14 protein-coding genes are annotated in these 14,121 nt (G+C 53.9%); 3 read left to right on the top strand and 11 right to left on the bottom strand.

The window, feature by feature from the left end:
• Positions 1–23 precede the first annotated feature (23 nt).
• A complete protein-coding gene (locus tag AC0XWG_RS08550; RefSeq protein WP_028018163.1) occupies positions 24–638 on the bottom strand; it encodes an IMPACT family protein in 615 nt (204 codons plus the stop codon).
• The gene (pepQ, locus tag AC0XWG_RS08545; protein WP_475680766.1) at positions 638–1,969 is read right to left on the bottom strand and encodes a Xaa-Pro dipeptidase; all 1,332 of its coding nucleotides are present in this window, start codon (positions 1,967–1,969) and stop codon (positions 638–640) included. Before pepQ ends, AC0XWG_RS08550 begins: the two co-directional genes overlap by 1 nt.
• 190 nt (positions 1,970–2,159) lie before the next feature.
• Here pepQ and fadB point away from each other — a divergent pair, with 190 nt between their 5' ends.
• Together fadB and fadA are read left to right on the top strand one after the other, a co-directional pair.
• Positions 2,160–4,349 (top strand): fatty acid oxidation complex subunit alpha FadB, encoded by a 2,190-nt coding sequence (gene fadB, locus AC0XWG_RS08540; RefSeq protein WP_028018165.1) that lies wholly within the window; start codon positions 2,160–2,162, stop codon positions 4,347–4,349.
• 9 nt (positions 4,350–4,358) lie between these two features.
• Positions 4,359–5,522 carry an acetyl-CoA C-acyltransferase FadA gene (fadA, locus tag AC0XWG_RS08535; RefSeq protein WP_475680525.1) on the top strand — a complete coding sequence of 388 codons (1,164 nt, stop codon included), beginning with the start codon at positions 4,359–4,361 and terminating at the stop codon, positions 5,520–5,522.
• A 182-nt stretch (positions 5,523–5,704) separates the two neighbouring features.
• On the opposite strand, the gene fre is transcribed toward fadA, so the two are convergent.
• Together fre and ubiD are read right to left on the bottom strand one after the other, a co-directional pair.
• On the bottom strand, positions 5,705–6,406 hold the full coding sequence (gene fre / locus AC0XWG_RS08530) for an NAD(P)H-flavin reductase (RefSeq protein WP_008501516.1): 702 nt from the start codon (positions 6,404–6,406) through the stop codon (positions 5,705–5,707).
• 43 nt (positions 6,407–6,449) lie between these two features.
• Positions 6,450–7,943 (bottom strand): 4-hydroxy-3-polyprenylbenzoate decarboxylase, encoded by a 1,494-nt coding sequence (ubiD, locus tag AC0XWG_RS08525; RefSeq protein ID WP_164881352.1) that lies wholly within the window; start codon positions 7,941–7,943, stop codon positions 6,450–6,452.
• Between the two features lie 170 nt (positions 7,944–8,113).
• Between ubiD and rfaH the strand changes: the two genes are divergently transcribed.
• Positions 8,114–8,605, top strand: coding sequence for a transcription/translation regulatory transformer protein RfaH (gene rfaH, locus AC0XWG_RS08520; protein WP_028018168.1), 492 nt, complete (start codon positions 8,114–8,116; stop codon positions 8,603–8,605).
• On the opposite strand, the gene tatD is transcribed toward rfaH, so the two are convergent.
• The 7 genes from tatD to ubiE form a co-directional block, all read right to left on the bottom strand.
• Entirely contained in the window at positions 8,602–9,384 is a 783-nt protein-coding gene (gene tatD, locus AC0XWG_RS08515) for a 3'-5' ssDNA/RNA exonuclease TatD (RefSeq protein ID WP_128348546.1), read from the bottom strand. The genes rfaH and tatD overlap by 4 nt on opposite strands.
• Before the next feature lie 41 nt (positions 9,385–9,425).
• Positions 9,426–10,196, bottom strand: a complete 771-nt coding sequence (gene tatC / locus AC0XWG_RS08510; protein ID WP_028018170.1) for a Sec-independent protein translocase subunit TatC — start codon at positions 10,194–10,196, stop codon at positions 9,426–9,428.
• A gap of 2 nt (positions 10,197–10,198) precedes the next feature.
• Positions 10,199–10,741 carry a Sec-independent protein translocase protein TatB gene (gene tatB / locus AC0XWG_RS08505; RefSeq protein WP_028018171.1) on the bottom strand — a complete coding sequence of 181 codons (543 nt, stop codon included), beginning with the start codon at positions 10,739–10,741 and terminating at the stop codon, positions 10,199–10,201.
• 3 nt (positions 10,742–10,744) lie between these two features.
• Positions 10,745–10,999, bottom strand: a complete 255-nt coding sequence (gene tatA / locus AC0XWG_RS08500) for a Sec-independent protein translocase subunit TatA (RefSeq protein WP_028018172.1) — start codon at positions 10,997–10,999, stop codon at positions 10,745–10,747.
• A 76-nt stretch (positions 11,000–11,075) separates the two neighbouring features.
• Positions 11,076–12,716: a ubiquinone biosynthesis regulatory protein kinase UbiB gene (gene ubiB, locus AC0XWG_RS08495; protein WP_028018173.1), complete on the bottom strand. Its 1,641-nt coding sequence runs from the start codon at positions 12,714–12,716 to the stop codon at positions 11,076–11,078.
• Entirely contained in the window at positions 12,713–13,318 is a 606-nt protein-coding gene (ubiJ, locus tag AC0XWG_RS08490; protein ID WP_028018174.1) for a ubiquinone biosynthesis protein UbiJ, read from the bottom strand. Before ubiJ ends, ubiB begins: the two co-directional genes overlap by 4 nt.
• A 13-nt stretch (positions 13,319–13,331) precedes the next feature.
• Entirely contained in the window at positions 13,332–14,087 is a 756-nt protein-coding gene (gene ubiE / locus AC0XWG_RS08485; protein ID WP_008501525.1) for a bifunctional demethylmenaquinone methyltransferase/2-methoxy-6-polyprenyl-1,4-benzoquinol methylase UbiE, read from the bottom strand.
• Positions 14,088–14,121: the final 34 nt, after the last annotated feature.

The raw sequence follows: 14,121 nt of genomic DNA, 5'->3' as shown, positions 1-14,121 counted from the left end.
TATTCAAAAAAGTGAGGTGGGGATTATTCTTCAATCGGCAGCAATTGCAACGAACCACGACTAAAATCAGCCAGTTTTGCTGAAAAAGCAGCCAGTTCCGCCTGAGGAAGCGCCACGCGTAATTGCACCATTGCCTGATATTCACTGTGCGCGATAACGCCGTTAAACTGCTTCAGCAACGCTTCGATACCGGATAACTGTCCGTAATCGCACAGTAAAGTATATTCTGTGAGTGGTGTTTTGCGGGTAGTTATCAGCAAATTCAGTGCCTGCTGAACTCCGCCGCCATACGCTTTAACCAGCCCACCCGTGCCTAACAGGATCCCGCCGTAGTAGCGCACCACCACGGCGGTAATTTCACCCACACCGCTGCCCATCAGCTGCGAAAGCATGGGTTTTCCGGCTGTGCCAGCCGGTTCACCGTCGTCGGAAAAGCCCAACTGCTGCGAATCGTCCGGAGGCCCCGCGACCCACGCCACACAGTGGTGACGTGCGTCAGGATGCTCCGCCCGAACAGATTCAACAAACGCCTTTGCCGCCTCTACGCCATCGGTATGTGCCAGCAGCGTAATAAAGCGGCTTTTCTTGATTTCCTCAACAAAGGTGACCGGTTCAGCCGGTATCAGCCAGCTTTCCATCAGGCCAGCTTCAGATCTCGCGTCATATTCTCGATACCGTTTTCGTGAACGACCACGTTATCTTCAATACGAATACCACCAAACGGTTTCAGCGCTTCAATTTTTTCCCAGTTGAAGTGTTTGCTGAACTGACCTTCACGCCAGGGTGCTAACAGCGATTCGATAAAGTAGATCCCCGGTTCAATCGTCAGCACCATACGTGGTTCAAGAATGCGGGTGCAGCGCAGGTAAGGATATTTAGACGGTGCCGCCAGGTGCGTGCCGGTATCATCCTGCATAAAGCCTGCAACATCGTGAACCTGCAGACCCAACGGGTGACCGATCCCGTGCGGCATGAATGGCCCGGTCAGATCGTTCTCGACCATCGCCTCTTCGCTCATGTCTTTCACAATCTGGTGCTTACGCAACAGCTTCGCGATGCGCTGATGGAACTGGATGTGGTAATCCACGTAACTGGTTCCCGCTTTCATGGTACTGATAAGGGCCAGCTGTTCGTCATTGACGTCTTTGATCAGATGCGCAAAGTCAGTATCCGCGTTTGCCGCCCATGTACGGGTCAGGTCAGCCGCATAACCGTTGTACTCCGCACCCGCATCCAGCAGGAAGCTGCGCATATCCGACGGCACATGGTGATCGAGTTTGGTGTAGTGCAACACGGAAGCGTGTTCATTCAGCGCGACGATGTTGCTGTACGGCACGTCCGTATCACGGTGCCCGGTCGCGGTCAGGTAGGCCTGGTTGATGTCGAACTCGCTCATGCCAGACTGGAATGCTTCATGCGCGGCGCGGTGGCCGTTCACTGCCGTTTTTTGCGCTTCACGCATGCAGTAAAGTTCGTAGTCGGTTTTATATGCGCGATAGTAATGCAGGTAATCCAGCACCCCTTTCGGGTTAAGCTTGTCAGCCGGAATATCCAGGCCCAATGCACGCTCCGGAACAGGGCCAATATAGGCGATGTTGCCGCGTGCGGCAGGCAGTTGACTGCCAATGCCGTCGGCTTTTGGTAATGCAATGATATCCACTTCTTCCGTCCAGAAGCTGGTCGGCAGCGGTTCCACGTTGTGCCAGTAATCGACAGGCAGATAGAACCACAATTTTGGCTTATTCACGCCATCCACCAGCAGCCAGCAATTTGGAACCTGGGTTACCGGCACCCAGGCCTTAAACTGCGGGTTGACCTTAAACGGATAAGCATGGTCATCCAGAAAAGTATTCAAAAGCTCGCCAGAGTGGATTAACAGCGCATCCAGCTTAAAGCGGGCCAGTACATCGCGGGTACGTTCCTGTAGGGTAACGATATGATTTTTATAAAGCGAAGCCAGTGAGTCCATCATTCTTCCTTTCGTTTTATTGACCTCAAGTCATCGCATCTTAGCACACCTCACTCCGGCTGCGTGATTTACACCGACCGTGATCAATGCAGCAATTTCTTAATGAGTAATTTGCATTTTATTAACATAAATTCCACACTCCGATTCATCTGGTATGACCAGATCCAATTGCTGGATTCAGGAGACTGACATGCTCTACAAAGGCGACACCCTGTACCTCAACTGGCTGGAAGATGGCATTGCCGAACTGGTGTTCGATGCCCCCGGCTCAGTGAATAAGCTTGATACCGCGACGGTGGCCAGTCTTGGCCAGGCGCTGGATGTACTTGAAAAACAACCTGAATTAAAAGGGCTGCTGCTGCGTTCGAACAAAGCGGCCTTTATTGTCGGTGCCGATATCACCGAATTCCTTTCTCTGTTCCTGGTCCCGGAGGAACAGCTGAGCCAGTGGCTGCACTTTGCTAACAGCGTCTTTAATCGTCTGGAAGATCTGCCTGTCCCGACCATTTCCGCCGTTAATGGCTACGCGCTGGGCGGTGGCTGCGAATGCGTATTAGCAACTGATTACCGTCTGGCGACGCCGGACCTGCGCATCGGCCTGCCGGAAACCAAGCTGGGTATCATGCCGGGCTTTGGGGGTTCAGTGCGTATGCCGCGTATGCTGGGTGCCGACAGTGCACTTGAGATCATTGCCGCAGGTAAAGATGTTGGCGCAGAACAGGCGCAGAAAATCGGTCTGGTCGACGGCGTTGTGAAACCTGAGAAGCTTGTTGAAGGCGCACTCGCCATTCTGCGTCAGGCGATTAACGGCGATCTCGACTGGAAAGCCAAACGCCAGCCGAAGCTGGAACCATTAAAACTCAGCAAAATTGAAGCCGCCATGAGCTTCACCATTGCCAAAGGCATGGTGATGCAGACTGCAGGTAAACACTACCCTGCCCCCATCACCGCGGTGAAAACCATTGAAGCTGCGGCCCGCTTTGGCCGCGATGAAGCCCTGAAACTGGAAAACCAGAGTTTTGTCCCGCTGGCACACACCAATGAAGCTCGCGCGCTGGTTGGCATCTTCCTCAACGATCAGTTCGTGAAAGGTAAAGCGAAACAGCTGACCAAAAATGTGGAAACGCCGAAACATGCGGCGGTACTCGGTGCCGGCATTATGGGTGGCGGCATCGCTTATCAGTCAGCCTGGAAAGGCGTACCGGTGGTAATGAAGGATATCAGCGAGAAATCCCTGACGCTGGGCATGACCGAAGCGGCCAAACTGCTGAATAAACAGCTGGAACGCGGAAAAATTGACGGACTTAAGCTCGCAGGCGTGATCTCCACCATTCAGCCTGTGCTGGAATATACCGGCTTCGACCGTGTTGACGTGGTAGTCGAAGCCGTCGTTGAAAACCCGAAAGTTAAAAAAGCGGTGCTGGCGGAAACGGAAGACAAGGTTCGCCCGGATACCGTGCTGGCCTCTAACACCTCTACCATTCCTATCAGCGAACTGGCGAGCGTGCTTAAGCGTCCGGAAAACTTCTGTGGGATGCACTTCTTCAACCCGGTACACCGGATGCCGCTGGTCGAAGTGATCCGTGGGGAAAAAACCTCAGACGAAACCATCGCCAAAGTAGTGGCGTGGGCAAGCAAGATGGGCAAAACGCCGATCGTGGTTAACGACTGCCCGGGCTTCTTCGTCAACCGCGTACTGTTCCCTTACTTCGCCGGTTTCAGCCAGCTGCTGCGAGACGGTGCAGACTTCCGCAAAATCGACAAAGTGATGGAAAAACAATTCGGCTGGCCGATGGGCCCCGCGTATCTGTTGGATGTGGTCGGCATTGATACCGCGCATCACGCCCAGGCGGTGATGGCGGCGGGCTTCCCGCAGCGCATGCAGAAAGATTACCGCGACGCCATTGACGCTCTGTTCGACGCTAACCGCTTCGGTCAGAAAAACGGTCTTGGCTTCTGGCGTTATAAAGAAGACAGCAAAGGCAAACCGAAGAAAGAAGAAGACGCGGCGGTGGATAGCCTGCTGGCCGAAGTTAGTCAGCCAAAACGTGACTTCACTGACGATGAGATCATCGCCCGCATGATGATTCCGATGGTCAACGAAGTGGTGCGTTGCCTGGAAGAAGGCATCATTGCCAGCCCGGCAGAAGCAGACATGGCGCTGGTGTACGGACTGGGCTTCCCTCCGTTCCACGGCGGCGCGTTCCGCTGGCTGGACACGCTCGGCAGCGCCCGCTATCTCGATATGGCTCAGCAATATCAGCACCTTGGCCCGCTTTATGAGGTGCCGGAAGGGCTGCGTAACAAAGCGCGCCATAACGAACCCTACTATCCAGCAGTTGAGCCAGCCCGTCCGGTTGGCGAGCTGAAAACGGCTTAAGGAGTCACAATGGAAAAGGTTGTCATTGTTGATGCGATTCGCACCCCGATGGGCCGTTCAAAAGGCGGTGCATTCCGTAACGTGCGTGCGGAAGACCTCTCCGCGCACCTGATGCGTAGCCTGCTGGCGCGTAACCCGGTGCTGGACCCAACCGCGCTCGACGATATCTACTGGGGCTGCGTACAGCAGACCCTGGAGCAAGGCTTCAACATCGCTCGTAACGCCTCGCTGCTGGCGGAGATCCCACATTCGGTTCCGGCAGTCACCGTCAACCGTCTTTGCGGTTCCTCAATGCAGGCGTTACATGATGCAGCACGTATGATCATGACCGGCGATGCTCAGGCCTGCCTGGTCGGCGGCGTGGAGCACATGGGGCACGTGCCGATGAGCCATGGGGTCGATTTCCACCCGGGTATGAGCCGCAACGTAGCAAAAGCGGCGGGGATGATGGGCCTGACCGCAGAGATGCTCTCCCGCCTGCACGGTATTAGCCGTGAAATGCAGGATACCTTTGCCGCACGCTCTCACGCTCGCGCATGGGCGGCGACACAGTCCGGTGCGTTTAAGAATGAGATCATCCCAACCGGTGGTCATGATGCAGACGGCGTTCTGAAGCAGTTCAGCTACGACGAAGTGATCCGCCCGGAAACCACGGTCGAAGCCCTTTCCACGCTGCGTCCGGCATTTGATCCAGTCACAGGAACAGTAACGGCAGGTACTTCTTCCGCGCTGTCCGACGGGGCTGCCGCGATGCTGGTGATGAGCGAAAGCCGTGCCCGCGAGTTAGGTTTAACCCCTCGCGCCCGGGTACGTTCAATGGCGGTCGTGGGTTGCGATCCTTCCATCATGGGTTACGGCCCGGTTCCAGCTTCGAAGCTGGCGCTGAAAAAAGCAGGATTAACCGCCAGTGATATCGACCTGTTTGAGATGAACGAAGCCTTCGCCGCGCAGATCCTGCCGTGCATTAAAGATCTGGGACTCATGGAGCAGATCGACGAGAAAATTAACCTCAACGGCGGCGCGATCGCCCTCGGTCACCCGCTGGGCTGCTCCGGGGCGCGTATCAGTACCACGCTGATTAACCTGATGGAGCGCAAAGATGCCCAGTTTGGCCTGGCAACGATGTGTATCGGGCTGGGTCAGGGTATCGCGACGGTGTTTGAGAGAGTGTAAATCAGGAAAAGTATCTCAAAGCCAATGCCGTCAGAACAAGGCGGCAAGCGAGCGAATCCCGATGAGCTTACTCAAGTAAGTGATTCGGGTGAACGAGCGCAGCCAACGCAGTTATGGCGTCATTGGCGAAGAGAGACAGTTTAGTTGCCGTTCTTCCCGCCTGTCAGGGGCGGGTTTTTTATTTAGATGAAGGCAAAAGCATCGCCGAAGAGACGGTCTTCACGCGCATCACGTTCGTTACAGAACAAGTCACGGGCAATTTTCGCCATCTCAAAACGGCCAGCGATATAGATATCGTGCCCTGCCAGTGTGCCATGATCCTGTAGCACCGCCGTCAGTACCGTACCGCTGCGTCCACGCCAGCCTTCTTCCGGCTGCTCAACCACCGGCTCTATGCGCAGGTTAGGATGGGTTACGCTCAGCGCTTCCAGTTCAGACAGGTCATAGAGATGTTTCTCTTCACGGCCACCCCAGTAAATGGTGATGTCACGGTCTGGGTTACGCGCCAGTGCGGTCAGCAGAATAGAGCGCACATAAGAGAAGCCCGTACCGCCCGCGATCAGGATCAGCGGACGGTCTTCGTCATCGCGCAGCCATGCATCACCATGAGGAATGTCGACCACAATCTCACGCTCTTTAAGAATGCGGTCCATGACGGCCATCGCATACAGGTTAAGCTCTGACGCACCAATATGAAGCTCAATAAATTCCTGCTCCGCTGGCGTTGAGGCCATAGAGAAAGGACGCTTATCACGCTCATCCATCACGACCATCAGGTACTGACCCGCGCGGAAAGAGAATGGCGCTTCTGGCACTAAACGGACGCGATATACGGTGTCGGTGATGGCATCTACCGAGGTCACTTTACAGCTTAAGGTTGTCATTCGCTCTCTCTGTCGGGAAGTCTATAGGGCTTAACGGTCAAGCTCAGGGTTTACCGTTATTCATTATGGCCAGCTCGTCCCAGATCGCGTCAATTCGCGCGGTCACTGCAGGATCTTTTTTGATCGGGCGACCCCATTCACGATCGGTTTCGCCAGGCCATTTATTGGTGGCATCCAGTCCCATTTTTGAGCCAAGACCGGAAACCGGCGAGGCAAAATCCAGGTAATCTATCGGCGTGTTTTCGACTAACACCGTATCGCGCGCCGGGTCCATTCGCGTGGTAATGGCCCAGATTACGTCATTCCAGTCGCGGGCGTTAACATCATCATCGCAGACAATAACAAACTTGGTATACATAAACTGGCGCAGGAAAGACCATACGCCCATCATCACGCGTTTCGCGTGACCAGGATACTGTTTCTTCATCGTGACCACCGCCATGCGATATGAGCATCCTTCAGGCGGCAGATAAAAATCAACAATTTCCGGGAACTGCTTTTGCAGGATCGGCACAAACACTTCATTCAGCGCCACTCCCAGTACCGCCGGTTCGTCCGGTGGACGTCCGGTATAGGTGGAGTGATAGATCGCATCTTCACGCTGTGTAATGTGCGTAACGGTAAACACCGGGAAGTTATCCACTTCGTTGTAATAGCCGGTATGGTCGCCGTAAGGGCCTTCTGGCGCCATTTCACCCTGCTCAATGTAACCTTCCAGCACAATTTCCGCACTGGCCGGAACTTCGAGATCGTTAGAAATACACTTCACGACTTCGGTTTTGGTTCCGCGCAGCAGGCCTGCAAACGCGTATTCAGAGAGTGTATCCGGCACGGGGGTCACCGCACCCAGAATGGTGGCCGGATCGGCACCTAACGCGACAGAGACAGGGAAACGTTCACCCGGATGCTCAGCACACCACTCCTGGAAATCCAGCGCGCCGCCGCGATGCGACAGCCAGCGCATGATGAGTTTATTCTTGCCAATTAATTGCTGACGGTAAATACCGAGATTTTGCCGCTCTTTGTGAGGGCCGCGCGTAACCGTCAACCCCCAGGTGATCAGCGGAGCAGCATCTTCAGGCCAGCACTGCATAATAGGGATTTTGGTCAGATCAACCACATCGCCTTCCAGCACTTTCTGCTGGCACGGCGCGCCGCGCAGGCGTTTAGTTGGCATGTTCAATACTTGCTTAAACTGTGGCAGTTTGTCGAACAGATCGCGGAAGCCTTTCGGCGGCTCTGGCTCTTTCAGAAACGCCAGCAGTTTACCCACTTCACGCAGCGCCGTAACGTCTTCCTGCCCCATCCCCAATGCAACACGACGTGGAGTACCAAACAGGTTGCACAACACCGGCATGGCGTACCCTTTCGGATTTTCAAACAGTAATGCGGGGCCACCGGCACGCAGGGTGCGGTCAGCAATTTCTGTCATCTCCAGATAAGGATCAACAGGAAGTGTAATGCGTTTGAGTTCACCCTGCTTTTCCAGCAGCGTCAGGAAGTCGCGGAGATCGTGGTATTTCATGCAGTTAGTCATGGCCTCTCTGTAAGCGCTTCATTATACGGCGTAAGCCTGCTTGATGCTGTAATTTTGTTAAATTAGCGTGAACTTATGCGTTCTGTTCCATTTTCCCCCATTATAATCAACTTAGCGATCCCGCCAGGGTTTTGATATGCTTGCGCCCCGAACTAAGGGAAAGAGTGATTATGCAGGCCTGGTATTTACTTTATTGCAAACGCGGGCAGCTTCAGCGCGCGCAGGAACATCTTGAACGTCAGTCTGTAAATTGCCTGACACCCGTGATCACGCTTGAAAAAATGCAGCGCGGGAAGCGCACAACCGTCAGTGAACCCTTATTTCCGAACTATCTGTTCGTGGAGTTCGACCCGGAAGTCATCCACACCACCACCATCAGCGCCACACGCGGTGTCAGCCACTTTGTACGCTTTGGTACCAGCCCGGCGATGGTTCCGTCAACGGTGATCCATCAACTTTCGGTTTATCAACAACCCGAAGGTATCACCGACCCGGAAACACCTTACTCAGGGGACTGCGTCGTCATCACGGAAGGTGCTTTCGAAGGGTTGCAGGCGATTTTCGCTGAACCGGACGGCGAAGCACGCTCCATGCTGTTGCTCAACCTGCTGAACAAACAGGTTCTGCAAAGCGTTAAAAACACCGACTTCCGCAAAGTTTAAAAATCGATCCCAAACAGGTGACGCACGTTGTCATCCGTCTGCGCGGAAAGCCAGTGGGGATCTTCTCCGCGCCATTTCGCCACGCTTTCAACGATGTGCCCAAGATGTGCAGGTTCATTTCGCCGCGACGTCGGTTTGGGTTGCATGTCTCTCGGCAGCAGATAAGGCGCATCCGTTTCCAGGAGCAAACGATCAGCCGGGATTACCGGCAACAGCTCGCGAAGCTCAAGCCCGCGGCGCTCATCACAAACCCAGCCAGTGATCCCCAGAAAGAGCCCACGTTCCAGGCAATCCAAAGCCTCCTGTCGCGAACCGGTAAAGCAGTGCAGCACCGCACCGGGTATTTTATCCAGCCACGGGTTCAGAAGGGCAAGAAAACGCTCATGCGCGTCGCGGCAGTGCAAAAACACCGGCATTCCAAGCTCAGCTGCCAGCGCAAGTTGTGCCGTGAACGCTTTTTCCTGCTCTTCAGGCGTGGAAAAGTTACGGTTGAAATCGAGACCGCATTCGCCGATCGCCACCACTTCTGGCATCTTCGCCAGCTTGTACAGGGTATCGCCACTTTCCGCAGTCCACTGGCTGCTGTCATGAGGATGTACACCAGCGGTCGACCAGCAGCGCTCGTAGCGTTGCGCCAACAGCTGCGCCTGCTCGCTTTCATGCAGGTTGGTTCCTGTCAGCAACAGTCCTTTCACTCCGGCAGCAAACGCACGTGCAACGACCTCATCACGATCTTTCGCAAACTGCGAGCTGGTCAGGTTGAGTCCAATATCAAACATGCGAATCTCCATATAACAACCGCCCTGACGGGCGGTTGATTTTACTCTTCAGTGGTCTTGTCTGACGTATCGTCTTCGTCATCTGTTCGACGTCCTTTACCCACGTAGAAACGCGAGAAGAAGACACCGACCTCGAACAGGCAATACATCGGTATGGCCAGCAGCGTCTGGGAGAACACATCCGGCGGTGTCAGCAGCATGCCAACCACAAATGCACCGACCAGGATATACGGACGCTTCTTACGCAGATCATCAGGGGTAGTCACCCCTACCCAGCAAAGCAACACAATGGCCACCGGCACTTCGAATGCCACGCCAAAGGCCATAAACAGTGCCATCACAAAGCTGAGGTAGCTAGCGATATCCGTCGACACCTGGACACCTTCCGGCGCGGTATGCGTCAGGAAGCCAAAGGCCAGCGGGAAGACAACGAAATAGGCAAACGCCATGCCGATATAGAACAGCAGCGAGCTGGATACCAGCAGCGGGATCACCAGCTTGCGTTCGTGTTTGTACAGTGCCGGCGCCACAAATGCCCACACCTGGTAAAGAATGATCGGCGCAGACGCAATCAACGATACCCAGAAAGTAAGCTTAATAGGGGTGAAAAACGGTGATGCAACATCTGTTGCAATCATCGTTGCCCCCAGCGGCATCTGCTTGATCAGCGGCGCAGAGACCACTTGATAGATGTCATTGGCGAAGTAGACCAGACACAGGAATATGAGTAAAACTGCAATAATGCAGTTTAACAGTCGCTTACGCAGCTCTATAAGGTGCGTAATAAGCGGTTGAGTATCATCTACTGCCATGTTTACGCTTTATCACTCGACGATGGGGATGATTCGGAAACAGGTGCTACGGGCTTAACTTCAGCCGCTTTTACCGCTGGCTCTTCCGGCTGCGCCTGTTTTTTCGGTTCAGGTTCCTGCGGCGTTTGTTCAGGCGCTACAGCCTGATGTTCAGCGCTAGCAGGCGTTACGCCCTCGCGCTGCTCCTCGCTGCCCTTCACCACCGGGTTATGGATGGTGTTCGCTTCATCACTCGCTTTTTCAGGATCGTTAATGCTATAGGAGCGCTTCATTGATTCCGCCGCTTCGCGCAGCTCATCCATTGAGGCTTTCAGTTCCGGCGTCAGGTTATCCATGCTCGCCTTCTCTACCTTTTTCAGGCTTTCCTGAAACTCCTGCAACTTAAGTTCCTGTGCCAGCTCATTCTGAACGGTCGATGCAAGCGATCTCAGCGCACGAACCCAGCCCGCAACAGTTTTCACCGCCACCGGCAGACGCTGCGGCCCCAAAACGATCAGGCCAATCACAAAGACCAGCAGCAGCTCACTAAAACCAATGTCGAACACGACTTACACCTGCTCTTTATCGTGGCGTTTAGCGTCTTCCTTTTTGGTTTCGTCTTGCTTGTCGGAGATGGATTTAGCAGTAAAGTCAGCGTCCTGGCTGGTTTTATCCTGCTTGCTCTCATCATCGCTCATCGCTTTCTTGAAGCCTTTGATAGACGCGCCCAGATCGGAACCGATAGAACCGAGCTTTTTGGTGCCGAACAGCAGCACGACGATGACGGCAATGATCAACAATTGCCAGATACTGATACCACCCATACAAGTTCCTCAGGGATAGATGATTAATTAGTCAGGTCGTATTATACGTATGCAACCTGTCGATAGCGACGCAAAATCAGCGCGTCTTTCTCCAGCCAACGAGCCAGACAACCACGCCACCAGCCATCAACCAGGCGGGCATCATCTGCCAGTCCGGACGGTTGATCAGAAGCAGCGTACCACTTAGCAGCAGCGTTGCTCCAATCCCAAAAAGATAGCGTGACTGACCCTGACGAGCACGGCTGGACTGAAGTTCGCGGGCGATTTTATCCATGCTGTGCTGAAGGTTCTTGCTCTGACGCAAACTGTCGTAAACCAGTTCAGGAATTTCAGGCATTTTTTCGATCCAGAACGGGCCTTTCTCTTTCAGTGAACGCACCAGCGCCGGAATGCCAACCTGATCTTTAATCCAGGATTCAAGGAAAGGTTTCGCAGTCTTCCACAAGTCTAACTGAGGATAGAGCTGTCGGCCTACACCCTCAACGTAAAGTAATGTTTTCTGAAGTAAAACTAGCTGTGGCTGAACTTCCATATTAAAACGGCGAGCCGTGTTGAACAGGTTTAACAGCACATGCCCGAAGGAAATTTCCGCCAGCGGTTTTTCAAAAATCGGTTCGCAGACGGTTCGAATGGCAAACTCAAACTCTTCGACGTTGGTATCCGGCGGGACCCATCCGGAATCGACGTGCAGCTCGGCCACCTTACGGTAGTCGCGGTTGAAGAAAGCGATGAAATTCTCAGCAAGATAGCGTTTATCTTCTTTGTTCAACGACCCCACAATCCCACAGTCGATACCGATATACTTCGGATTCTCAGGATGTTCGTAGCTCACGAAGATATTGCCCGGGTGCATGTCCGCATGGAAGAAGCTATCGCGGAACACCTGGGTAAAGAAGACCTGTACGCCACGTTCGGCCAGCAACTTCATGTTCGTTCCCTGTTTCTCCAGGGCCGTCACATCCGAGACGGGAATACCGTAAATACGCTCCATTACCATCATATTCTGGCTACAGTAGTCAGAATAGACTTCGGGTACGTAGAGCATCGGGCTGTTTTCAAAGTTGCGACGCAGCTGAATGGCGTTTGCCGATTCGCGCAGCAGATTAAGCTCATCAATCAGGGTTTTTTCATATTCCCGCACCACTTCCATCGGGCGCAGACGACGTCCATCAGGCAGCAAACGGGGCACCCAACGGGCCAACCGGTAAATCAGCTTCATGTCCGCTTTGATGATCGGCAGGATGTCCGGGCGAATAACCTTAATGACAACTTCTTTCCCGTTTTCTTTCAGACGTGCTGTGTGGACTTGTGCGATAGAGGCCGACGCCAGAGGCTGGATGTCGAAATCGTCAAACCAGGTTTCGACGGGAATGTTGCCCATCGCCTCTTCGATCTGCTTTTTCGCGCGTGCCCCGTCAAACGGTGCGACGCGATCCTGCAGCATCGCCAGCTCATCCGCAATCAGAGGCGGGAAGAGATCGCGGCGAGTCGAAAGCATCTGACCGAATTTAATCCAGACCGGACCGAGCTCCTGCAGCGCCAGACGCAGACGTTCACCCAGCGGCTGTCCCTTATGTCGATTAGGCATCCAGAACAGCATCCGCCGCCAGATACGAAGCGGCAGCGTGATACGCATTTTGGGGATAAGCTCGTCGAGCCCGTAGCTCAAAAAGATGCGAATAATGAAATAGAGGCGCCGCATTTCACCAGGCGTCATTTGCCCTCCAGTTTTTCCAGCCGTTTGGTTAACGCATCAACCGCACGTTCAACAGCAGCGGTCTCTTCCGCAAACCACGCCACTTCCAGTGGTCCAGGGGCCATACGCCACTCTTCCGTCAGCACTTCCGCCGCATAGCGTTGTTGCCGTTGCAGGTTTTTACGCAAAAAAGCCGCCCCACCATGAATAGCTTTACCGACCCCTTCGGCGGCAATGTCACCAACAAAAGGTGCAAGCAGCTCTGCGGGGTCGAACTCGGCAAGGTCACTGAGCGCAACGAAATTCTGTACAACCTGAATGTCGCCTTCCACTTCCAGCTCACCGCTGCGGATCAGTGCAGTTAATTGCTGGCGGTCGCGTAATTTTGGCAACACGCTCATGTGCGTGATAACAGAGCAGTCGGCTTCACCCTCCCACTCACCCAGAACGTCAAGCTGGCGTTCGCTGAAAACCAGCACCAGCGGCGTCGAGAACTCTTTTAAAACAATGCGTAATACCTTCCCGTTAAGCCGCTGACGTGCAGCTTTCAGCGCCGGGGCGCGATACAGAAAGGCATTCAGTACATTCTCGATGCCAGCAGTGACCAGGGGTTTAAAGGGCACAAGACACCTCCACTCAGAATTTGTAACCGCGATGCAGCGCGACGACACCCGCCGTCAGGTTGAAATATTCAACGTTCTCAAATTCCGCATCCTGCATCATGGCTTTTAATGTGTCCTGATCCGGGTGCATACGAATAGATTCAGCCAGATAACGGTAGCTTTCCGCGTCGTTTGCCACCAGCTCACCAATGCGAGGGAGCACGTGGAATGAATAAGCGTCGTAAGCTTTGCTCAGTGGTTCAATAATCGGTTTAGAGAACTCAAGCACCAGCAGACGTCCACCCGGCTTCAGCACGCGATACATAGAGCGCAGCGCTTTCTCTTTATCAGTGACGTTACGCAGACCGAAGGAGATGGTAATGCAGTCAAAAGTGTTGTCCGGGAATGGCAGCGCTTCGGCGTTCGCCTGCACATATTCCACATTCCCCACCACGCCGATGTTACGCAGCTTTTCGCGTCCCATTTTCAGCATTGAATCATTAATATCTGCCAGAACGACACGGCCAGTTTCGCCTACCAGGCGAGAGAATTTCGCGGTTAAATCGCCCGTACCGCCAGCTAAATCAAGCACCGTTTGTCCACGACGCACACCGCTGCAGTCGATGGTGAAGCGCTTCCACAAGCGATGAATACCGAATGACATCAAGTCATTCATCACATCGTACTTCGCCGCCACAGAGTGAAATACGTGGGCCACCATGTCAGCTTTCTGCGCTTTGGCAACAGTCTGAAAACCAAAGTGCGTCGTGTCTTGTGAATCGTCAACCATCTCAGAGCCTGCTTATCAGTAAAATGTTTGTGAA

Source organism: Enterobacter sp. DVT3837 (genome assembly GCF_056238685.1).
Note: the sequence above shows the minus strand (reverse complement) of the source record. Positions and strands in the feature narration are given on the sequence as shown.